Here is a 21651-nt window from a genome sequence, read left to right as displayed (position 1 = left end):
TAAAAATTCAGATTTTTAAGTCTTAATAAATTGAAAATATAAAGATGTTTAAAGAAATTTTGATCAATTTTCTAACAATAACCTGTTGTTTTCTTTTAGGAATAATATCAATTAAATATCTGTCGGTTTACGGTCTGACCATCTTTATATTTTTACCCTTTTTATTAGGAGCTGTTCCATCATTTTACGTAACTAAAATAAAATATAAAAGGAATGTATATTATCAGGCTGTTATAAATTTATCTATATCTCTTTTTTTATTGTTATTCTTAGCAATGGAAGGGATCATATGTATAATAATGGCTTTACCCATTTTATTGTTATTAGTACTCTTAGGAGCACTTATAGGTAAGTCAGTAGCGAAAAAATTTAAAGTAAATGAAAAGTTACTGACAGTTTTTTTTCTGACATCTTCAATGGTGTTTTTAAGTTTTGACTCTAAAAATAAAGCATCGGCTCTTATTTCAGTTACGACGGAAATTGATATAAATTCTTCGGTTGAAAATGTTTGGACCAATGTATTAGAATTTGATTCAATTTCACCACCAAAGGAAATCATATTCAAAACGGGTATTTCTTATCCTACCGATGCTAAAATAAAAGGGAGAGGTATTGGAGCTATTAGATATTGCAATTTTACAACCGGTAGTTTTGTCGAACCAATTACAGAGTGGAATGCTCCTTATGAGTTGAAATTTGCTGTTGAACGACAACCATTACCCATGAATGAAATGAACCCTTTTTGGAATATTCAGCCTCTTCATTTAAAAGGATATTTTTTATCAAAAAAAGGAGAGTTTAAGTTGAGAAATATCGGAGATAATCAAACTCAATTATCCGGAACAACTTGGTATGAATTAAATATAGCTCCTGCAGGATATTGGAAATTGTGGTCTGATTTTATCATACATAAAATTCATTTGAGAGTTTTAAATCACATTAAAGAAAGATCGGAATTGGACTTATGTGATTAATTATTGTTTAAAATAAATATGAAAAATTGTATCACACTATATATAAACTAAGCATTTATTTTTTAGGATTTGGAATGAGAGTAGCTTCAATTTTTCATCCCAAAGCAAAATTATGGGTAAATGGAAGAAAAAATGTGTTTACCTTAATAAAGGATAAGATTAAGCCGGATAATAAGGTTATCTGGATGCATGCTTCTTCGTTAGGAGAGTATGAACAAGGTCTTCCTGTGCTGACAGCCTTAAAAGAGAGATATCCGGATTACAAATTTGCCATTAGTTTTTTTTCACCTTCAGGTTTTGAAGTTGTCAAAGATAATACTTGGGCTGATTTAGTGTTTTATCTTCCTTTAGATACAGCATACAATGCAGAAATGCTTATAAAAAATTTACATCCGGAAATAGCAATTTTTGTTAAGTATGATTTTTGGTATAATTTGCTTATCAGACTATCCAGTACAAAGATTCCAATTATTTTTATATCTTCAGTTTTTAGGGAAAATCAGATTTATTTTAAGCCAGTCGGTAAATGGATGGTTTCAGTACTGAAAAATATTTCCTGCTTTTTTGTTCAAGATGAAAAATCTAAGATACTGCTAAACTCTATTGGAATAGATAAAGTTATAGTTTCAGGGGATACAAGATTTGACAGGGTGAAAATGCTTTTGAATCGAGATAATCATTTATCATGGTTGGAAAAGTTTAAAGATGACCATATTTTATTGGTTGCCGGAAGTACATGGAAAGAGGATGATATTGTTTTGGAAAAGTATGTGAACTTGGATACCCGGCTTAACTGTAAGTGGATAATTGCTCCTCACAACATGGATGTGGAACATATTAAAAATCTTAAGTCAGAACTAAAGCTAAAAACTATTCTTTATACAGAAATAATAGATCAGAATTTAGATGAATTTGAAGTATTGATTCTGGATACCGTTGGTTTATTAACCAAGGTATATTCGTATGCAGATATTGCATATGTAGGCGGTGCATTCGGAAAAGAAGGGGTTCATAACGTGTTAGAACCTGCAGTTTTTGGTTCACCGGTTATTTTTGGACCTGTTTATCATAAGTTTATAGAAGCCGAAGAATTAATTCAGGCCGGAGGAGCAATCACAATTCAAAATCAGTCAGGATTTGATATAATAATATCAGATCTTCTTAAAAATAAAAAATTAAGAAATAAAATTGGGCATGAGGCTCAAAATTATGTACTTAGCAAACCAAACTCTACTCAACTGATTTTAAATTATTTGGAATCATTCCAAATAATTTAATTTTAATGATTTTAATCAATACGAAAACTGATCAATCTCAATATTATTGATTCGTTAAAATATTTTGAAGCCAATTATCTTTGTCGTCAAGGTAAATGGTATAAAATATGACGATTCTTAAAAAAATACCTAAAAAATTTGTTTTTCCCATTTTTTTGTTAATAAGTGTAGGCTGTGGACTTATAGCCTATCTATTTTATATTTCACGGGCGACATCTTATCTTTCAGATGATCCAAAAGCATGCGTGAATTGTCATATTATGACACCCTATTATCAGTCCTGGCAGCATAGTTCACATGGCAGAGTGACAAACTGTAATGATTGTCATGTTCCTCATAACAATGTAATATCCAAATATGCATTCAAAGCCAAGGACGGTTTGTATCATGCTGCTGTATTTACATTAGATATGCAGCCTCAGGTCATTAGACCTCGTAAGGAAAGTTATGAAGTAATTATGAATAACTGCATCCGATGTCATTCAGACTTAAATACCTCCATGGTCAATACTGGGAAAATTAACTATACTCACACATTGGCAGGAGATGGCAAAGCATGCTGGGAATGTCATACGGAAGTGCCACACACCAAAAATATAAATATTAATTCTTCTCCCAGTGCAATAGTGCCTTTACCTCCTTCACCCGTTCCAGATTGGTTGATGAGGTTAACAGAGAAACAAAAGGAAAAAGAGAATAATAAAATAAATTAAGATTAAAAGTGAAAATATGGCAACGAGAAAGCGAAAACCTGTTTGGGGCTGGATATTGTTTATAGTAGTTTTAGGAGTAGTATTCTGTTTAGGATTACTTGCTGCTTCCATCACGCAAAGAAGAGCGGAAATAGCTACTTTGTATGCTAATAAAAAAGTTGACATTAATGGGATTGAAGCCCGTAATGAGATTTGGGGAGAAAACTACCCGAGAGAATATGAAACATGGAAGGAAACTGCAAAAATGGATTTCAGAAGTAAGCACATGGGTAATCAGGAGGAGGATATTTTAGCCTCTCGTCCCAATATGGTTGTTCTATGGGCCGGGTACTTGTTTTCTCAGGATTATAAAGCTCCGAGAGGGCATATGTACGCCATTGAAGACAATAGGAATACATTAAGAACAGGAACTCCCTCTTCTCCACAAGATGGACCGCAGCCAGCTACCTGTTGGACATGTAAAAGTCCCGATGTTCCCAGAATGATGAAAGAATTGGGAGTGGAAAATTTTTATAAAACGAAATGGGGAGCTTTAGGAAATCAAATTGTTAATCCTATAGGTTGTGCCGATTGTCATGACCCTAAGACCATGGGATTAGTAATTACACGCCCTGCTCTCGTTGAGGCTTTTCAGCGTCAGGGCAAAGATATTAGACAAGCTTCAACTCAGGAAATGCGATCCTTAGTTTGTGCCCAATGTCACGTGGAGTATTATTTCAAAGGAGACGGAAAGTATCTTACACTACCTTGGGACAAAGGAATGTCTATGGAGGCTATGGAAGAGTATTACGATGAATCTAATTTTTCAGATTTTACTCATGCACTTAGTAAAGCACCAATTATTAAAGCACAACATCCGGATTACGAAATCGCATCCATGGGTATTCATGGGCAGAAAGGAGTTTCTTGTGCCGACTGCCATATGCCTTACAAAACTGAGGGAGCAATTAAAGTTTCCGATCATCACCTGATGAGTCCTTTACAAAATGTAGCAAATACTTGTCAGACTTGTCATAGAGACAGTGAAGCAAATTTAAAACAATATGTCTATGACAGACAGGATAAAATATTGGAAACACGTGATAGGGTTGAAAAAGAACTTGTTAAAGCACACGTAATGGCTAAATATGCATGGGAGCACGGAGCAACAGAAAATCAAATGAAATCCTCTTTAAAACTTATCCGTCAGGCACAATGGCGATGGGATTTTGGAGTTGCATCTCACGGAGCATCTTTCCATGCACCTGTAGAAACACAAAGGATACTTTCTCACAGCTTAGATAAATCATTACTTGCACAGATAGAAATACAGAGGGTTTTAACAAGTATAGGAATAAAGGAGGAAGTGCCTATGCCTGATTTATCGACGAAAGCAAAAGCCCAATCGTATATAGGTCTTGATATGCCAGTACTTGAGGCTAAGAAAAAGAATTGGATTGAGACGGTAGTTCCAGTCTGGGTGAAAACTGCCAGAGATAAAAAAAGATTAGTTTCAAAATAAGATAATTTATTTAATTGAATAGAGTCCTTATTTAAAAATAAAATAAGGGCTTTTTTTAAGCAATAGTAAATGAAAAAAAGAAGAAAAAAAAAGCTGTGGCAATTCCCTTGGGCATATAAGGAAAGCGTTTTATTTTTAGCTGGTCTCTGTTTTACGGGAATAGTTTTACAAGTTTTATGCGGAGAATTTCCATTAGAATTACTAAGTTATCCGGTAAATATTTATTGCGGATTGTTTATTATCATTAGCTTAAGTTTTTTTTCTTTTTGGAGTAATAATTATATATATCAGTGGATATCAGGCATTCCTTTTTCGGTTACCGTACTTGGATTTTTTATGTTACTGTCTTTATTCATGGGACTTATCCCACAATCTGCTCTCGATGAAGCAACTATATTTTCTCAATTAATCATAAAACTAGGATTTAATAGTATGACGTCATCCTGGTTATTTGCTATTGTATATAGTCTATCGTTAATTTCTTTAGGGGCACTTATTATAAGAAGGAGTAAAAAATTTAAATGGTCGGATTATGCATTTTACCTCAATCATTTTGGCCTGTGGATGATATTGTTTTTCGCAGGTTTGGGAGCTGCTGATATAAAGAAATTTCAAATGTATGTAAACAAGGGAGAAACAGAATGGCGTGTGTATAATAAAAATGGAGAAAGTCTGGAACTTCCATTGGCTATTCGTCTCAACGATTTTGTAATGGAGGAATATAAACCTAAGCTCGTAATTATAGATAAAAAAGGAAAACCACTTCCAGTTGAAAATCCTGACTATGTTCAAATTGAAGCTAAACATAGTGTAACCAGTATAATGGGAGAATATGAAGTACTTGTACAACGATATATTCACGATGCTATGCGGAAAGACAATTACTTTGAGGAAAGAAAAATGACCGGATCTTGCCCTGCAGCCTTGGTTAAAATTAAAAGTAATAAAACAGGATTTACCAAAGAAGGCTGGATAAGCTCTGGAAGTCCGTATATTATATATCAAACTTTACAACTGGATAGCTTGCATACCCTGGTAATGACCCAGCCGGAACCCAAAAAGTTTTTGTCAGATATAACTGTTACTAAAAAGCCAAACAATAAAGAAAAGGTTTCAGAACAAATTTCATATTTGTTGGAAGTTAATAAACCTATTAAAATAGGAGACTGGTCTATTTACCAATACGGATATGATGAAAAAGCAGGTAAAGTTTCAAATTATAGTAGTTTTGAATTAGTCTATGATCCATGGGTTAATTACGTATATATAGGGATGATAATTCTGGCGTTGGGTAGTATAAGTTTGTTGTGGAAAGGAAATAAAACAAATAGTAATTATGATTTGGGATAGCTTTATAATTTTTGCTTTGCCGTTCTGTATTTTGGGAATAGCTGGTTCTGTTTCGGTTTATATCCCAAGGTTTAAATGGTTATCAGATATGTGTATGATGTCAGCTGTTATTCTACTGGGTATTTTTATAGCTCTATTATGGCATGAACTGGAAAGACCTCCCCTGAGAACCATGGGTGAAACTCGTTTATGGTATGCTTTCTTTTTGTCATTTATCGGATATATTACGTACAAACATTGGAAATATCGATGGCTTTTAGGGTTTAGTATGTTCATGGCAATCCTATTTGTACTTATAAATTATTTCAAACCTGAAATCCATTCAAAAAATCTTATGCCTGCATTGCAAAGTTTTTGGTTTATCCCACATGTGTCAATTTATATATTTTCATATGCAACACTAGGAGCAGCAACGATTGCAGCTTTAGTACAAATTTTTATGCTTTTAAAAAAGCAGGCAATTAATTATAAACTGGTAGAATTTATTGATAATATTATTTATATAGGTTTTGCATTTCTTACCTTCGGAATGCTTTTAGGCGCAATCTGGGCGAAAGAAGCCTGGGGTCACTACTGGTCTTGGGATCCTAAAGAAACCTGGGCTTTTATTACTGCATGTGCTTATCTGATTTATATACATATAAGGCTAAGAAAAAAATACTTAAAAACGGCACTTTTTCTCCTTCCTTTTGCATTTCTGCTGCTTATGATAGCCTGGATAGGGGTTAACTATTTGCCCTCTGCGCAATCCAGTATACATACTTATGCAAGATAACTGTAAATTGTAATACTCTAATTCAATTATTCTAAAGATGTAAGCTTTTGTAGCCTTTATTACCTAATATCGAGTCTATATTTTTATATTTGTACGACAACATAAATCTTTATAAAATGAAAATAGGTATTCTTGGAGGCGGACAGCTGGGTAGGATGTTTATGCAGAATGCTATGAACTATCCATATGAAATTTTTTTTCTGGAACCTGATATTTCAGGACCTTGCTCTATATTCAAAAATTATTTTACACAGGGTGATTTTAAAGATTATCATACTGTGCTTGAGTTTGGTAAAGATAAAGATGTGGTAAGCATTGAAATTGAAAATGTAAATGTAGAAGCTCTGCGGGAACTGGAAAAACAAGGGAAAATTGTTATTCCCGGACCTAATTGCTTGGAAATAATTAAAGATAAAGGACTTCAAAAGAATTTTTATAAAGAAAACCATTTACCAACGGCAAACTTTTTTTTAATAGATAATAAGGATGAATTAACACCTTCATCTGCTATTTCTTATCCATTTGTTCAAAAACTTAGAGTAGGAGGATATGATGGAAAAGGAGTACAGGTTATTAAAAATGAGGAAGAGATGAATAAAATGTGGGATGAACCTTCGGTAATTGAAGAGGTTGCTGATATAGCAAAAGAACTTTCGGTTATAGTTTCTAAAAATGCTAATGGAGAAGTAAAAGTTTTTGATGTTGTCGAAATGGTATTTGATCAAAAGTTGAATTTGGTAGATTATTTGTTTTCTCCTGCAGATTTAGATAAGGATTTAGCACACAAAGCAAAAGATATCAGTTTGAAAGCAGTGGAAGCTTTTCATACTCCGGGGATTTTTTGTGTGGAATTATTTTTACTTAAAAATAACGAAATACTTATTAATGAAATAGCTCCTCGGGTACATAATAGTGGTCATCAAACCATTGAAGCTAATTATTCTTCACAATATGATCAAATGTTAAGAGTCTTGACAAATTTACCCTTAGGAGATATAGCTACAAAGGAATATGCTGCAATGGTTAATCTCATAGGGGAATCCGGATACGAGGGAGAAGTATTGTATCAGGGTTTAGATATAATTGTTAAACTTTCGGGAGTTTACATACATCTTTATGGGAAAAAAATCACAAAGCCCGGAAGGAAAATGGGACATGTTACCGTAGTTGGAATCTCCAAAGATGAAATAGAAAATAAAATTCAGGAAATAAAGTCTAATGTTAAAGTAATTTCAAAATGAAAACAGCAATAGTTGGTATAATTATGGGAAGTGATAGTGATCTTCCGGTTATGGAACCCGCCACTGAAATATTAAAAGAATTAGGAATTCCTTATGAACTAACTATCGTTTCAGCACATCGCACTCCTGACCGGATGGCAGAATATGCAAAAACTGCTTATCAAAGAGGATTAAAGGTTATCATTGCTGGCGCTGGAGGAGCCGCTCATTTACCAGGCATGGTAGCTTCGCAGACAACATTACCCGTTATAGGAGTACCTGTTAAATCATCTAATTCCATAGACGGATGGGATTCTATACTCTCTATCCTTCAAATGCCTAATGGTATTCCTGTAGCAACCGTTGCATTAAATGCATCAAAAAATGCAGGAATATTAGCTGCAAGAATCCTCTCTCCTTTTTCCGATGAAATATCAAAAAAACTAATGGAATTTCAAAAGATTAATGAAATTAAAGTTTTGCAAGCTGTTGAAAAAGTGAAAAGAAGATATCCTAATGATTTCGATGACTAAATAAAATATCTATTTTTTTTCGAGTTTCGATTTTATACGATTAGCCTCCTTAATAAAACCGGATAATTTTTCTGTTTCTCCATTTTTCAGATAAGATCTGAATTGATTTAGTTTCTGAAGATAGGTATCCAGAATAGGAAGAACATATTTAGAATTTTGTTCAAAGATGGGTAACCACATATCAACGGAACTTTTAGCCAAACGTACAGTTGAGGAAAAACCTCCTGCTGCGAGGTTGAAGATGGCTGCGTCATCTTTTTCCTTTTCAAGAACGGCTACAGCTAAAGCATAAGAAATTGCATGAGATAGGTGAGATACGTATCCTACATGTTCATCATGAGATTCAGAATCCATCAAAATTAAACGGGAGCCCAGATGAAAATAAACTTCAGAAACTAGATTAACTGCTTTAGGATGAGATTCTTCAGAGTTACAGATAATAGCAACACGATCTTTAAAAAGATTGTGAAATGCTGCTGATGGTCCGCTGTATTCCGTACCAGCCATAGGATGGGAAGGAACATACGATTTACGATTAGGGTGATCTCTAACCGCATCAATTAAAGAAGACTTGGTAGATCCAACATCCATTACATACACATTGGATGGGATAATATCTAAAATCTTAGGAAGTAGCTTAAGACTGGCATCAACCGGAGCAGCTAAAATTATCAGGTCAGAATTTTCAATAGCCTCTTTCATGGGTAATATTTTATCCGCAATACCTAACTCAATAGCTTCATGTTCATGTTTTTTAGACTTATCCACACCAATAATCTGATGAGCAAAACCGCACTTTTTTAGATCCAGAGCTATGGAACCTCCAATTAATCCTAATCCTATAATAGTTACTTTTTTTGACATTTTTTTGTTATGATTTAATTTAAAAAAATAAAAAAGCCGATTACTAAATAAACGGCTTTTTAAAGATAATAATTTTTAAAAAATATTAAACCGTCATTATTTCTTTTTCTTTTTTTACCAGATATTCATCTGTTAATTTCACATACTTATCGGTTAAAATCTGGATTTGTTCTTCAGAGTCCTTTTTTTGATCATCGGAAATATTTTCCAGTTTTTTAATATCAGCATTGGCTTCCTGTCTGGCTTTTCGTATACCGATTTTGGAATTTTCAGATTCAGATTTAGCTTGTTTAACCAAATCTCTTCTTCTTTCCTCTGTTAACGGAGGTATGGTGATAATAATGGTTTCCCCATTATTATTAGGAGTGAAACCTAAATTGGCTTGAAAAATGGCTTTTTCAATAGCTCCTAATGTAGATTTTTCCCAAGGTTGTATGCTTAAAGTCATTCCGTCAGGTACAGAAATATTTGCCACTTGAGACAATGGAGTAGGAGCCCCATAGTAGTCCACTAAAATAGATTGTAGCATGGCAGGGTTTGCTCTTCCTGCACGTATTTTGTTGAAAGCAATTTCCAGATGCTTGATAGATGCATCCATGCTTTCTTGAGTAGTATCAATGATTAACTGTAATTCTTCCATGATTTATTTAAAAATAAGATCGCCCTGCAAATATAAAATATTAATTAGTTAAATAGTAACTAAAGTTCCTACTTCTTTTCCTTCCACAATTTTTTTCAGGTTGCCATCTTTATTCATATCGAAAACAATGATTGGAATTTTATTTTCCTGACTTAAAGTAAAAGCTGTCATATCCATAATTTTCAATCCTTTTTCATATACTTCTTCAAAAGATATACTATTAAATTTCACAGCATTTTCATCTTTCTCCGGATCAGTGTTATAAATACCATCTACACGGGTTCCTTTCAAAATAACATCAGCATTAATTTCTATAGCTTTTAAAGTAGCTGCTGTATCCGTTGTAAAATAAGGATTACCGGTTCCAGCTCCAAAAATGACTACTCTTCCTTTTTCCAAGTGGCGTTCCGCTTTTCTTTTAATGAAAGGTTCTGCAACCTGCTCCATTCGTATGGAAGTTTGAAGTCGGGTTTTAACACCTGTTGATTCCAGAGCGCTTTGTAAAGCCATCCCGTTGATAACAGTTGCCAGCATTCCCATATAATCTCCCTGAACCCTGTCAATGCCCGTAGCTGCACCGGTCATTCCGCGAAATATGTTACCTCCGCCAATAACGATAGCAACTTCAACACCTAGTTCGGATATTTCTTTAATTTGATGAGAATAATTTTGAAGAATTTTGGAATCAATTCCATATTGTTGCTCACCCATTAGAGCTTCTCCGCTTAGTTTCAGTAATATACGTTTGTATTTCATGATATTGTAAAGGAATAATTATCTATTTAAATCCAGAAAAAAATTAGTGTTTATAATTCCATAAGACTTTGTTTTATCTAAAAACCGAAGATAAAAATAGATTTTAAAAATGTACAGAATATATGTATTATACTAACAAATTTTCTGTATGCAAAGATAAGAATGATTTTTTAAATAGCGGGAATCTATCAATAGTTTGACGTAAGAAATTAATCATAGTTTGTTAATGTAAAGAAATTCATATTTTTGTAAGTAAAACTGCCTTTCATATGAACACAGCCATAAAAATTATATATTTATATATAATAACTTTATCTATTCCGTATTATTTATATTCACAAAAATTTCCGGTTTCCAATATTAATAAAGATTTTTTGCTTACTTCCTCTGCGGTTATAAGAAATGATGAAACTATAGTAAAAATATTATCTCGTAAGAAAATGGAGATTTCAGAAGAAATAAGTGTTACAGTTCTGAATAAAAGCAAAGATGAATTTTCAAACCTATATTTTCCTTACGATGCACATACTAAAATAAAGAAACTACAAATTATAATCTATGACAAAGACGGGAAAAAAATTAAAACTTTAAAACGGTCTGATTTTCTGGATATAAGTTCTAGTGATGGGAATAGCTTATATACAGATGATAGATACTTATATTACAAGTACTATCCTGTCTCTTATCCTTATACCGTTGAAATTTCTACAACCAAAGAAAGCTCAAACACAGTTTTTATAAAAGATTATGTCCCCTTATCAACTTTCAACGTTTCCGTTGAAAACTCATCGTATACCGTGTTAAATACATCGGGTATAGCGCTACGTTTTAAAAAGTATACTTCTGATTTATATGAAATTAATGAAGAAAAAACAGAAACCGGCTGTAAATATTTTGTAAATAATATACCTTCATTTACTCATGAGTCCTTAGCACCATCTTTAGATATTTTAACACCCAAAGTATCTTTTTCTCTTTCAGAATTTAGTTTAGCAGGTAGAGAGGGAGGTTTTTCAAGTTGGGATGAATTTGGAAAATGGATGTATTCCGATCTATTACGTCCAAGGCAACAACTTTCAGAACAAGTAAAAAAAGAAGTAAGAGGTTTAATCAATAATCAAAGCAGTGATAAAGATAAAATTAAAGCACTTTATCAATTTATGCAGGATCGTACACGTTATGTAAATGTATCTATAGGAATCGGAGGCTGGCAACCGATGAATGCTACCGAAGTATATATGAAAGGCTATGGTGATTGTAAAGGACTTACAAATTATATGCAAAGTATTTTACATGAAATAGGAATTAAGGCTTATTATACAATTATTTATTCAGGAGATTCGGAGCGTAATTTTGATAAAGATTTTCCTAAAATGGCAGGTAATCATGTAATTTTATCGATACCTGTAAAAAATGATACCATTTGGTTAGAAAATACTTCACAGAACCTAGCATTTAATCATCTGACCAGCTCAACAGCAAATAGAAATGCATTAGTTGTCTCAGAAGAAGGAGCTAAAATAATCAACAGTAAAAAATACAATTCAATTGACAATACTGAAAATATAAACTTTTCAATCAATATAGAAAAAAATGGGAATGCTGCTTTAAATGGAAGTATTATTTATAAAGGATTACAATATTCTAATAATTTATTTTTTACAAGTTTAAAATCTCAAAAGTTACAGGAATATTATAAAGATTTTTTCTCTGAATTAAATATCAAAAATTATAAACGTTGTACGGTAAATAATGATAGAGATAAAGGTTTACTAACTACAGAATTGGAATTGGAAATAAACAATTATGCTAAAATAATTGGTAATGAGATTTATTTTGACGCTGTTCCGTTTAAACCCGTAAAATCGAATTATCAAAAAGACAATAACAGAAAATTACCATTGGAAATAAGTTTTGGATACAAGGATGAACATTCTTATTCCTTTACACCTCCGCAGGGATATACTTTCACTACAGTACCGGGAAATATACTTGCAGTATCAGAGTTTGGGTTTTATAGCTTAAATTTTCATCTGGAAAACGATATTTTAAAAGTAACAAGGAAACTATACATTAATAAAGGAAGATATAATAAAGATAAATTTAATGAATATGTCAAATTTAGAAATACAATACTTAAACATGACCAGTCAAAAGTAAATATAATTAAAAAATCATGAAAAACACACTAACTATTTTGTTTATTGCCTGCCTTACTTCATTAATGTATTCACAGAAATATACATTTGGAAAAATATCAATTCAGGACATCGAAGAACAAGAATCAAAAATAGAAACAGAAGCACCAGCAGAAATCATATACAGAGACGTATATATAGAGGTTGATATTTCAGGTAAAATGGAAATTCAGGTAACAGAAAGGCTTAAGATTTATAATAAGGACTTGGCAGAAAATTATCTTACCTATCAGATCCCACTGCACAAACAGGTAAATAAGCAAGAAGATATTTCAGGATTTAAAGCTTCAACATATAATTTAATTGATGGAAAAATCGTAGAGACAAAAATCAAATCGAGTCAAACTTTTACAGAAGAAAAACATAAATATTTGAATTTTTATAAGTTTACGTTTCCCGATGTTCGGAATGGATCAATACTGGAATATAAATATACGTTGCATTCTCCATTTATTTTTGAAATTCCCGAACAGTATTTTAACTATAAAATACCACTTCGGGAAATCAATTATCAGGTTAGAATTCCCCAGGCCTTTTATTATGTACCGGATTTAAGAGGTGAAAATATTCATAAATTAGATATAAAAACAGAATCTCAACAATCACCCAATGGATATCCGATATCCATTTATAATTTAAATTTAAAAGAAGTTAAATCGTATCAGGAAGAGCCTTTTGTACTAAATTATAACAACATCAGAACTTCTGTTCGATATGAGTTAGTTAAAATACAATATGAAGGTAAAACCCCTAAAAGTTTTGCTACCACCTGGGAAGAAATTGGAAAGACACTCCTTAAAAATGATAATTTTAATTTATACATATCCACTCGTCATTTTCAAAATATTTTGCAGACTATTTTAGAAGGAAAACAAACAAATGAAGAAAAAGCAAAAGCCATACTTACTTATATACAGGAAAATTATGTGTGGAATGAATATAACAGCATTATGTCAAACCAGAACATAAACAAAACGGTTAAGGAAAAAACAGGTAATTCAGCCGATTTAAATTTGTTACTTGTGGCAATGCTCAGAGAAGCGGGTATAGATGCAAATCCAGTAGTTTTAAGTACCGTTTCAAACGGTATGTTAAATTATTCATTTCCTTCTCTGCAAAAATTAAATTATGTTATTGCAGGCTATTACGATAATCAACAATTACAGCTTTTAGATGCCACCAGTAAATATAGTTCTTTAAATTTAATACCTAAACGAGCGTTAAATCATAGAGGAATTTACATAAAAAAAGACAACGTACACATTGTAAATTTATCCAATAAAATTAAAAGTACAAGTGCTTATATGCTTAAATATGAAATCAAAGACGATTTCGAATTTGCTGGTACTCTAGCTAAAAGGAATACACATTATTTAAGTATGACCGATAATGAAGCATATAATAATAATCAATCTGAATTTCAAAGTAATCTAAAAAAAAATTATAATTTATCAATGGATAAACTGGAAATAGCTTCGGGTAAAAATTCTTTCCGATATTCTTTTAATTTTAGTTCAGTATCAGGAGCTGAAAGAATAGGGGAAAAGATAATTTTTAATCCATTGATTTTTTTGCAGGATAAAGAGCAGATATTCAAATCAGAAACCAGATCTTATCCTATTGAACTGGGCTCTGCATTCAAGCAGACTAAAAATGTTACAATTACACTGCCTAAAGGGTATAAGGTAGATGCATTACCTAAGTCTCACAAATTTATACTTGAAGAAAATTTAGGGAGTTATACATATATAATTAAAGATTTAGGAAACCAGATAGAATTGAAAACAGAGCTGGAAATTAACCAGTATTTTTTATCTGCTGATTATTATAGTATTCTTAAAGAGTTTTGGCAGCATATGATAAATACAAACAGCCAGTACATCTCTATTATTAAAGAATAATTGATTTTTAAATATGGACTGTGTATAAATAGAAATTGAAAATAATAAGATAATAATTGTAATTTTACATATGTAATCTATTATATAACAGATATGGCTCCTAAATATGCGAAGCGTGTTCTGAATCTAAAAGCATCAGAAATTCGTGAAATATTAAAAATAACTGAGAATCCGGAAATTATTTCTTTTGCCGGAGGACTACCTGCTCCGGAATTATTTCCGGTACAAGAAATTATGGAGGTAAGTCGAATTGTTTTAGAAGAATCCGGTTCTAAAGCATTGCAATATTCAACAACAGAAGGCTATAAGCCCTTGAGAGAATGGATAGCCAGTCGTATGAATCATAAGTTAAATACCTCTTTCGATGCAGATAACATTCTCATTACTCATGGTTCGCAGCAAGCATTGGATCTCACTGGAAAAGTTTTTTTAGATGAAGGTGATGTAGTAGTCTGTGAAAGTCCTACCTATCTGGCAGCAATCAGTGCCTTTAAAGCATACGGTTGTATTTTTGAAGAGGTTGAAACAGATGAGCAGGGAATGATTATGGAAGATTTGGAAAGAATATTGCAAAATACTCAAAACGTTAAAATTATTTATATCATTCCGGACTTTCAAAATCCAACAGGGAAAACCTGGAGTCAGGAAAAAAGAAAGAAGCTGGCTGAATATGCAGAAAAATACGGAGTCATGGTTATAGAAGATAATCCTTATGGAGAACTAAGGTTTGAAGGAGAATCTTTTCCTTCCGTAAAATCATTTGATTTGGATAATAATGTTCTTTGTACAGGAACTTTCTCAAAAATATTTTGTCCCGGATTCCGTATTGCCTGGATAGCAGGAAATCACGAAATTATAAAAAAATATGTTTTAGTCAAACAAGGAGCAGACCTGCAATGTAATACCTTTGCTCAGATGCAGATTTACAAATATTTACAAACGTATAATATAGATCAGCATATAGAAAAAATTAAAGATCTATATAGAAAGAGAAGAGATTTAGCTATACAGATTATGGAGGAATCTTTTCCAGAAGGTGTTTCTTTTACGAAACCATCCGGAGGTTTATTTTTATGGATTGAACTACCCAAAGATATTGATGCTAAAGAAGTACTGAAAAAATGCATTGAAAAAAAGCTTGCCTTTGTTCCAGGAGGAGCGTTTTTTCCGAATACTCAAAAAGAAAACACTTTAAGGATTAATTTTTCCAACATGCCGGAAGACAGAATAAAAAAAGGATTAACTATTCTGGGGGAAGTAATTAAAGAATTTATAAATTAAAATTTTTTAAAAGTATATAGAAAAGGCCGGAAATATTATCCGGCCAGTTTTATTATAAATAAAAATTTTAATTGCTTAATAAAAAATCTTTAAAATCGGCATACGTATTTTTCATAGAATGCGCAGTACTATTTTTTTGTTCCAGTTGTTTAACCTGTTCCGGTATGAGTATTCTATCTTTAAGCTCTTGAGTATACACATCTATAAATTTACATGGATGTGCCGTAGATAAAAATATAGTATAAACGTCAGGACTTACGATTTGTTTTGCAGCCAGATAAGCTACTGCCGTATGTGGACAAGCAATATAAGAATACGTATCAAACAGTTCTTGAATACCCGTAAGTGTATCCTCATCAGTAAATGAACAGGCAGAAATCATTTTTTTCATAGATGTCAAATCCTGATCAAACATATCCATGATTCGTACCCAGTTGCTGGGATTTCCAACGTCCATAGCATTCGAAAGAGTTTGCAGGGAAGGATGTGGCTCATAAACCCCGTTATTCATAAAACGCGGAACCGTGTCGTTAACGTTGGTAGCAGCGATAAATTGTTGAACAGGAAGACCCATTTTATAGGCGAGTAAACCAGCTCCTATGTTACCAAAATTACCACTAGGAACCACAAAACGTATATTTTTTTTATTGTTTTTTAATGCTTGAGCATATGCATAAACATAGTAAAAAGTTTGAGGAATTAATCGGGATATATTAATTGAATTTGCAGAAGTAAGTTTAAAACGTTCATTCAGCTCTGAATCATTAAATGCCTCTTTAACCAGTGCCTGACAATCATCAAAAGTTCCGTCAACCTCAATTGCCCGTATATTTTGCCCGTTAGTTGTTAATTGCAGTTTCTGTATTTCGCTCACCTTGCCCTTAGGATAAAGAATGGTTACTCTTGTACCCTTTACTCCTAAAAATCCAAGTGCTACCGCCCCACCGGTATCTCCGGAAGTAGCTACCAGAATATCCAGTGTTTTTTCGTTTGCATTGGAGAGATATGCCATGATTCTGCTCATAAAGCGAGCTCCGAAATCTTTAAAAGCAAGAGAAGGACCATGGAAGAGTTCAAGAACCCCCATTTGATCAGATAAAGGTACTACAGGGGCATCAAAATTAATAGCTTCGGTAATCAAGTGATGTAAATCATCTTTGGGTATATCATCCCCCAATAAAGTAGAGGCAACTTCAAAGGCTATTTCAGAAAACGTATAATCAGTAATAGATTGGATAAATTCTGGACGGAATTTCGGTATTTCGACCGGCATATACAATCCTTTATCCGCAGGAAAACTATTAAAAACAGCTTCTTTAAAGGAAACTCTAAGATCTTTATTGTTAGTACTGTACAATTTCATAGGTAAAGATTTAAATGAATATAATTAAGAAATAACGACAGCTCCCCGGGTATTTACAGTAGAAGAATAACCGTTGCTACCAATATGTTTGCTTTTTAAATGCTCTTTCAGAATTTCAGTAATTTCCTTAGCCTTGTCAAGGCCTTTAGTAAAAGAAACTACTGAAGGACCAGAACCTGAAATTCCAAATCCCAGAGCTCCTGCTTCCCTAGTAATTTGTCGCATAGCGTCAAATTCAGGGATTAAGATTGAGCGGGCAGGTTCAATAAGATCATCCTGTAAACTTCTGGAGATTAAATCATAATCATTGGAAAACAATCCGGAAACCAGTCCGGCGATATTTCCCCATTGTTGTGCTGCTTTTTTCAGTTCAACCTGTGTTCTCAGGATTTGTCGTGCTGCCCGGGTCGGAACTTCAACATGAGGGAAAATAACAGAACAGCAAAGTTCAGAAGGCACAGGCAGGTTAATAACATCCAGAGGCTGATAGCTTCGTATTAAAGTAATTCCTCCTAATAAAGAAGGGGCTACATTATCCGCATGACCATGCCCGCAAGCGAGCTCTTCACCCCTTAGGGCAAAAGGTAGTAATTCTTTTCTGGATAAGGGCTCTCCGAGCAGTTGATTTATAGCGAATAATCCCGCTATCGTACTAGCCGCACTGGAACCTAATCCACTACCGATAGGCATTTTTTTATGCAGTTCAATTTCGATTCCAATGTCGTTACGCTGTAAATGATCCAGAATCATTTGTACACAGGCTCCTACCGTATTTTTCGTAGAATCTAAGGGTAGAAGACCATTATCACCAGTAATTTTAGTTATAGTAACTCCCGGACGATCTACCTTTTTAAGAATTACTTCATCTCCGGGTTCATCCAGAGCTAAGCCTAAAATATCATATCCACAAATAAAATTTGCAGAAGTAGCAGGAGCAAATACATGTATGCTGTTCTTTTCTTTCATTAAATAATAATTCTCAGGATAATTTTTTTGCAAATTTAGGTAAATATATGCAATTAACGACTACCGGTGATAATCTCGTATTCAGTCAACTAATTAAAAATAAAAAAGAATAGATGAAATAAACAGTTTGTGGATATTTTATCTATTCTTTTTTTTATAATAAAAGAAGTAGAAATCTACTTGTAATTTTAATTACGTTTAGCTTGCACCCACGTTAATCAGATCAGCAAATACACCGGCTGCAGTTACTTCAGCTCCTGCTCCCGGACCTTTGACAACCAGAGGGTTGAATTTATATCTTTCCGTAGTAAAAGAGATAATATTATCGCTTCCGGACAAATTATAAAAAGGATGCGAACTGTCTACCATTTCCAGATTTACTGAAGCTTTTCCATCCTCCAGTTTGCCTATATATCGTAAAACTTTATTTTCTTTACGGGCTTTTTCTTTTAAATCATTAAAATACGCATCAGAATTTTTTAATTCTTCATAAAAAGCATCCACCGAAGAAGCAGCAATGCAGCTTTCAGGAAGAATAGCACCCAGTTTTACATCTTTTTCTTCGGTTGTGTGTCCTGCATCTCGTGCAAGGATCATGACTTTTCTCATAAAGTCTTTACCGCTTAAATCATCTCGGGGATCCGGTTCTGTGAAACCAAGTTCCTGAGCTTTTTTAACCACATCGTAAAATGAGGCATCACCGGTAAAGTTATTAAATATATAAGAAATTGTACCACTCAGGATAGCTTCAATTTTCAGAATTCTATCTCCACTGGTCATTAAATCTTTTAACGTTCTGATAATTGGAAGACCTGCACCTACATTGGTTTCATAGAAAAAGTCTACCCCTCGTCTTCGGGCAGTATCCTTCAATAATTTATACTCTTTATATGAAGAAGAATTAGCTATTTTATTACATGTAACGACCGAAACATTAGATTCAAAAAGCTGATGATAGAATTTACCAGGTACTGGACTGGCTGTGTTATCAATAAATACACAATTAGATAAATTTAAAAGTTTAATTCTATTCACAAATTCTTCCAGACTGGCAGTTTCACCTTGTTGATCTAGCAAATCTTTCCATTGATTCAGCTCAATACCATCCTCATTAATAAGCATTTTTCTCGAGTTGGCAATTCCGGCAACTTTAATTTCAATATCATTATTTTCACGCAGGAAAGAGCTTTGTTTCTGAATCTGTTCAAACAAGGTAGATCCGATATTTCCGGTTCCAATGCTAAATACGTGTAGCGTCTTGGTAAGTTCTTTAAAAAACGCATCGTGTACGGTATTAAGAGCTTTGGAAATATTTTTTCTTTTGATAATTACAGAAATATTATATTCGGAAGATCCCTGAGCTATTGCATGAATGTTGATTCCGTTACGCCCCAGGGCATGAAATAGTTTTCCTGATATTCCCGGAGTTTGTTTCATGTTTTCACCTACGATAGCCAATACGGAAAGATGTTCCTCTATAATAGGCGGATTCAGTTTATTAGTTTCCAGCTCAAGTTCAAATTCTGAATGGAAAAGAGCTCGTGCCTTAGCCATATCTTTAGGTTCAATGGCAAAAGTTATGCTATGTTCTGAAGAAGATTGAGTAATTAATATCACATTAATTTGCTCACGTGCCAATAACGAAAATAATTTACCACTAAAACCAATTTTCCCTATCATGCCACTTCCGGTAATATTGAAAAGGCTTATTTCATTGATAGAGGAAATACCCTTGATCGGATAAGGTGTTTTTTCTATGCATTCCTGAACTCGGGTACCTTGAAACTCTGTATTGAATGTGTTTTTTAGCAGAATAGGTATTTTTTTACCAAAAGCAGGAATCATAGCAGGAGGATAAATAACCTTGGCACCAAAATATGATAATTCCATAGCTTCGGTATAAGAAAGTTCAGATAAAGAAAAGGCCTTTTTCACCACCCGTGGATCAGCAGTAAGCATACCGTCCACGTCTGACCATAATTCAATTTCTTTCGCTTCCACAGCCGCACCTATAATTGCCGCTGTATAATCGCTTCCGCCTCTGCCTAATGTGGTTGTTCTGTTTTCATCGTTAGAGGCAATAAATCCGGTCACAAAAAGCATTTTCTCCTTATGTGACGATACAAATTCACGAATTATTTCCTCTGTTCTCGGTATGTCTACTTTTGCATTTCCAAAATTACTGTCCGTTTTAATCAGCTGTGTAGCATCAACAAACATACTTTCCGCAAAATATTGTCTGGCAATCTGGCTAAGCAGAAAAGTGGAACATTTTTCTCCATAGCTTAAAATTAAATCTTTACTTTGAAGACTAAGCTCTCTTAAGCTATACACCCCCTGAAGTAAATCTTCAAGCTCATTAATAAATATTTTAATCTGAGTAAAAACAGGATTTTGATTTTTAACCTCAATCATTTCCTTAACAACAGCAAAGTGTTTTTGCTCAATTTCAGTAAGTCCGGATTTGTAGTCGTTTCCCGTAGATGCCGTTTGAGCTAATTCCGTTAAGAGATTGGTTATTCCGCTCATTGCGGAAGAAACAACAATAAATTTTTCTCCTGACGAATTTTTCTGTTGTAAAATATTTAAAATACAACGGATACTCTCTCCGGAACCTACCGAGGTTCCTCCGAATTTTACTACTTTCATAAATGATTAGTTACAATTGATTACAATTTTAGTGATTTTGATTTGAAGAAAAAAGTAATCTGAGCTCGATTTTTACAAATGCCTGATAATTTGTTTAAATTAGAAATAAATAGTAGGAAATTGAAAAAAAATAAATTAATTAGGATGAATTGAAAATTAAGGTATGACAATTGTTATCTATTAAGCTGAATTTAATTAATACTAAAACAAAAATGGTTACACTTATTCGGGAGCAACAGTTGCCTATATCATTAGATGATGCCTGGGATTTTTTTTCAAAACCCGTAAATCTTAGCAAAATTACACCCAAAGAAATGAATTTTATTATTAAAACGCCAAACTTAACAGATGCGTATGCCGGACAAATTATTGAATATACGGTAAGTCCTTTATTTTCAATCCCCCTGACCTGGGTAACGGAAATCTCTCAGGTGGAAAATAAGAAGTATTTTGTGGATACACAGTTACAGGGGCCTTACAAAGTATGGCATCATGAACATTTCTTCACAGAAAATGATCAGGGAGTTTTAATGAAAGATATTCTTAATTATCAGCTTCCATACGGATTTTTTGGAAAATGGATGGGGAAGCTGTTTATATCTAAAAAGGTGGAAGATATATTTACCTATCGGCGAAAAGCTATAGAGGAATTTTTTCAATTGCCCAGGTAAAAAAGTAAATTTTTCAATT

Annotated in this window: 18 protein-coding genes; 12 read left to right on the top strand and 6 right to left on the bottom strand. The window is 33.2% G+C overall.

All coding sequences use genetic code 11. The features are described from left to right. Positions 1-44 precede the first annotated feature (44 nt). The 8 genes from EOV51_RS02710 to purE all read left to right on the top strand — a co-directional run bounded on the left by EOV51_RS02710 (position 45) and on the right by purE (position 8343). On the top strand, positions 45-974 hold the full coding sequence (locus tag EOV51_RS02710) for an SRPBCC family protein (protein ID WP_128149609.1): 930 nt from the start codon (positions 45-47) through the stop codon (positions 972-974). Between the two features lie 26 nt (positions 975-1000). Continuing rightward, entirely contained in the window at positions 1001-2251 is a 1251-nt protein-coding gene (locus EOV51_RS02705) for a 3-deoxy-D-manno-octulosonic acid transferase (RefSeq protein WP_128149607.1), read from the top strand. Positions 2252-2358: 107 nt separating this feature from the next. Next, on the top strand, positions 2359-2964 hold the full coding sequence (gene nrfH / locus EOV51_RS02700; RefSeq protein ID WP_128149605.1) for a cytochrome c nitrite reductase small subunit: 606 nt from the start codon (positions 2359-2361) through the stop codon (positions 2962-2964). Positions 2965-2980: 16 nt separating this feature from the next. Further along, positions 2981-4465 carry an ammonia-forming cytochrome c nitrite reductase gene (gene nrfA / locus EOV51_RS02695; protein WP_128149603.1) on the top strand — a complete coding sequence of 495 codons (1485 nt, stop codon included), beginning with the start codon at positions 2981-2983 and terminating at the stop codon, positions 4463-4465. 69 nt (positions 4466-4534) lie between these two features. Beyond that, a complete protein-coding gene (locus tag EOV51_RS02690; protein ID WP_228427694.1) occupies positions 4535-5815 on the top strand; it encodes a cytochrome c biogenesis protein ResB in 1281 nt (426 codons plus the stop codon). Further along, the gene (ccsA, locus tag EOV51_RS02685; protein WP_128149601.1) at positions 5802-6590 is read left to right on the top strand and encodes a cytochrome c biogenesis protein CcsA; all 789 of its coding nucleotides are present in this window, start codon (positions 5802-5804) and stop codon (positions 6588-6590) included. The genes EOV51_RS02690 and ccsA overlap by 14 nt, the downstream gene beginning before the upstream one ends. Before the next feature lie 116 nt (positions 6591-6706). Further along, complete coding sequence (locus EOV51_RS02680) at positions 6707-7831, top strand: 5-(carboxyamino)imidazole ribonucleotide synthase (protein ID WP_128149599.1); 1125 nt, start codon at positions 6707-6709, stop codon at positions 7829-7831. An 8-nt stretch (positions 7832-7839) separates the two neighbouring features. Further along, positions 7840-8343, top strand: coding sequence for a 5-(carboxyamino)imidazole ribonucleotide mutase (purE, locus tag EOV51_RS02675; RefSeq protein WP_128153281.1), 504 nt, complete (start codon positions 7840-7842; stop codon positions 8341-8343). Between the two features lie 9 nt (positions 8344-8352). Here purE and EOV51_RS02670 read toward each other — a convergent pair whose 3' ends face one another. The 3 genes from EOV51_RS02670 to pyrH all read right to left on the bottom strand — a co-directional run bounded on the left by EOV51_RS02670 (position 8353) and on the right by pyrH (position 10603). Further along, a complete protein-coding gene (locus EOV51_RS02670) occupies positions 8353-9207 on the bottom strand; it encodes a prephenate dehydrogenase (RefSeq protein WP_128149597.1) in 855 nt (284 codons plus the stop codon). Positions 9208-9292: 85 nt separating this feature from the next. Beyond that, on the bottom strand, positions 9293-9847 hold the full coding sequence (gene frr / locus EOV51_RS02665; RefSeq protein ID WP_128149595.1) for a ribosome recycling factor: 555 nt from the start codon (positions 9845-9847) through the stop codon (positions 9293-9295). Between the two features lie 48 nt (positions 9848-9895). Beyond that, positions 9896-10603, bottom strand: coding sequence for a UMP kinase (gene pyrH, locus EOV51_RS02660; protein WP_128149593.1), 708 nt, complete (start codon positions 10601-10603; stop codon positions 9896-9898). 269 nt (positions 10604-10872) lie between these two features. On the opposite strand from pyrH, the gene EOV51_RS02655 reads away from it, so the two are divergent. The 3 genes from EOV51_RS02655 to EOV51_RS02645 all read left to right on the top strand — a co-directional run bounded on the left by EOV51_RS02655 (position 10873) and on the right by EOV51_RS02645 (position 15983). Beyond that, positions 10873-12783 carry a DUF3857 domain-containing protein gene (locus EOV51_RS02655; RefSeq protein ID WP_128149591.1) on the top strand — a complete coding sequence of 637 codons (1911 nt, stop codon included), beginning with the start codon at positions 10873-10875 and terminating at the stop codon, positions 12781-12783. Then, positions 12780-14702, top strand: a complete 1923-nt coding sequence (locus tag EOV51_RS02650; RefSeq protein WP_128149589.1) for a transglutaminase domain-containing protein — start codon at positions 12780-12782, stop codon at positions 14700-14702. Before EOV51_RS02655 ends, EOV51_RS02650 begins: the two co-directional genes overlap by 4 nt. A gap of 93 nt (positions 14703-14795) precedes the next feature. Next, positions 14796-15983 (top strand): aminotransferase-like domain-containing protein, encoded by a 1188-nt coding sequence (locus EOV51_RS02645; RefSeq protein WP_128149587.1) that lies wholly within the window; start codon positions 14796-14798, stop codon positions 15981-15983. 67 nt (positions 15984-16050) lie between these two features. Here EOV51_RS02645 and thrC read toward each other — a convergent pair whose 3' ends face one another. From thrC to thrA, 3 genes are all read right to left on the bottom strand, one after another. Next, positions 16051-17346 (bottom strand): threonine synthase, encoded by a 1296-nt coding sequence (thrC, locus tag EOV51_RS02640; RefSeq protein ID WP_128149585.1) that lies wholly within the window; start codon positions 17344-17346, stop codon positions 16051-16053. Between the two features lie 24 nt (positions 17347-17370). Continuing rightward, complete coding sequence (locus EOV51_RS02635; protein ID WP_128149583.1) at positions 17371-18312, bottom strand: homoserine kinase; 942 nt, start codon at positions 18310-18312, stop codon at positions 17371-17373. 198 nt (positions 18313-18510) lie between these two features. Beyond that, positions 18511-20961 (bottom strand): bifunctional aspartate kinase/homoserine dehydrogenase I, encoded by a 2451-nt coding sequence (gene thrA, locus EOV51_RS02630; RefSeq protein ID WP_128149581.1) that lies wholly within the window; start codon positions 20959-20961, stop codon positions 18511-18513. Between the two features lie 212 nt (positions 20962-21173). On the opposite strand from thrA, the gene EOV51_RS02625 reads away from it, so the two are divergent. Beyond that, positions 21174-21632: an SRPBCC family protein gene (locus EOV51_RS02625; RefSeq protein ID WP_128149579.1), complete on the top strand. Its 459-nt coding sequence runs from the start codon at positions 21174-21176 to the stop codon at positions 21630-21632. Positions 21633-21651: the final 19 nt, after the last annotated feature.

The organism is Apibacter raozihei, from assembly GCF_004014855.1.
Classification (GTDB): Bacteria; Bacteroidota; Bacteroidia; order Flavobacteriales; family Weeksellaceae; genus Apibacter; species Apibacter raozihei.
Note: the sequence above shows the minus strand (reverse complement) of the source record. Positions and strands in the feature narration are given on the sequence as shown.

What these genes read in the sequence shown, in the direction of transcription:
- frr (WP_128149595.1), bottom strand. Translation starts at nt 9,847, where the DNA reads ATGGAAGAATTACAGTTAATCATTGATACTACTCAAGAAAGCATGGAT.
- ccsA (WP_128149601.1), top strand. Translation starts at nt 5,802, where the DNA reads ATGATTTGGGATAGCTTTATAATTTTTGCTTTGCCGTTCTGTATTTTG.
- EOV51_RS02710 (WP_128149609.1), top strand. Translation starts at nt 45, where the DNA reads ATGTTTAAAGAAATTTTGATCAATTTTCTAACAATAACCTGTTGTTTT.
- thrA (WP_128149581.1), bottom strand. Translation starts at nt 20,961, where the DNA reads ATGAAAGTAGTAAAATTCGGAGGAACCTCGGTAGGTTCCGGAGAGAGT.
- EOV51_RS02625 (WP_128149579.1), top strand. Translation starts at nt 21,174, where the DNA reads ATGGTTACACTTATTCGGGAGCAACAGTTGCCTATATCATTAGATGAT.
- EOV51_RS02690 (WP_228427694.1), top strand. Translation starts at nt 4,535, where the DNA reads ATGAAAAAAAGAAGAAAAAAAAAGCTGTGGCAATTCCCTTGGGCATAT.
- EOV51_RS02635 (WP_128149583.1), bottom strand. Translation starts at nt 18,312, where the DNA reads ATGAAAGAAAAGAACAGCATACATGTATTTGCTCCTGCTACTTCTGCA.
- nrfA (WP_128149603.1), top strand. Translation starts at nt 2,981, where the DNA reads ATGGCAACGAGAAAGCGAAAACCTGTTTGGGGCTGGATATTGTTTATA.
- EOV51_RS02645 (WP_128149587.1), top strand. Translation starts at nt 14,796, where the DNA reads ATGGCTCCTAAATATGCGAAGCGTGTTCTGAATCTAAAAGCATCAGAA.
- EOV51_RS02680 (WP_128149599.1), top strand. Translation starts at nt 6,707, where the DNA reads ATGAAAATAGGTATTCTTGGAGGCGGACAGCTGGGTAGGATGTTTATG.
- EOV51_RS02670 (WP_128149597.1), bottom strand. Translation starts at nt 9,207, where the DNA reads ATGTCAAAAAAAGTAACTATTATAGGATTAGGATTAATTGGAGGTTCC.
- pyrH (WP_128149593.1), bottom strand. Translation starts at nt 10,603, where the DNA reads ATGAAATACAAACGTATATTACTGAAACTAAGCGGAGAAGCTCTAATG.
- nrfH (WP_128149605.1), top strand. Translation starts at nt 2,359, where the DNA reads ATGACGATTCTTAAAAAAATACCTAAAAAATTTGTTTTTCCCATTTTT.
- thrC (WP_128149585.1), bottom strand. Translation starts at nt 17,346, where the DNA reads ATGAAATTGTACAGTACTAACAATAAAGATCTTAGAGTTTCCTTTAAA.
- EOV51_RS02650 (WP_128149589.1), top strand. Translation starts at nt 12,780, where the DNA reads ATGAAAAACACACTAACTATTTTGTTTATTGCCTGCCTTACTTCATTA.
- EOV51_RS02655 (WP_128149591.1), top strand. Translation starts at nt 10,873, where the DNA reads ATGAACACAGCCATAAAAATTATATATTTATATATAATAACTTTATCT.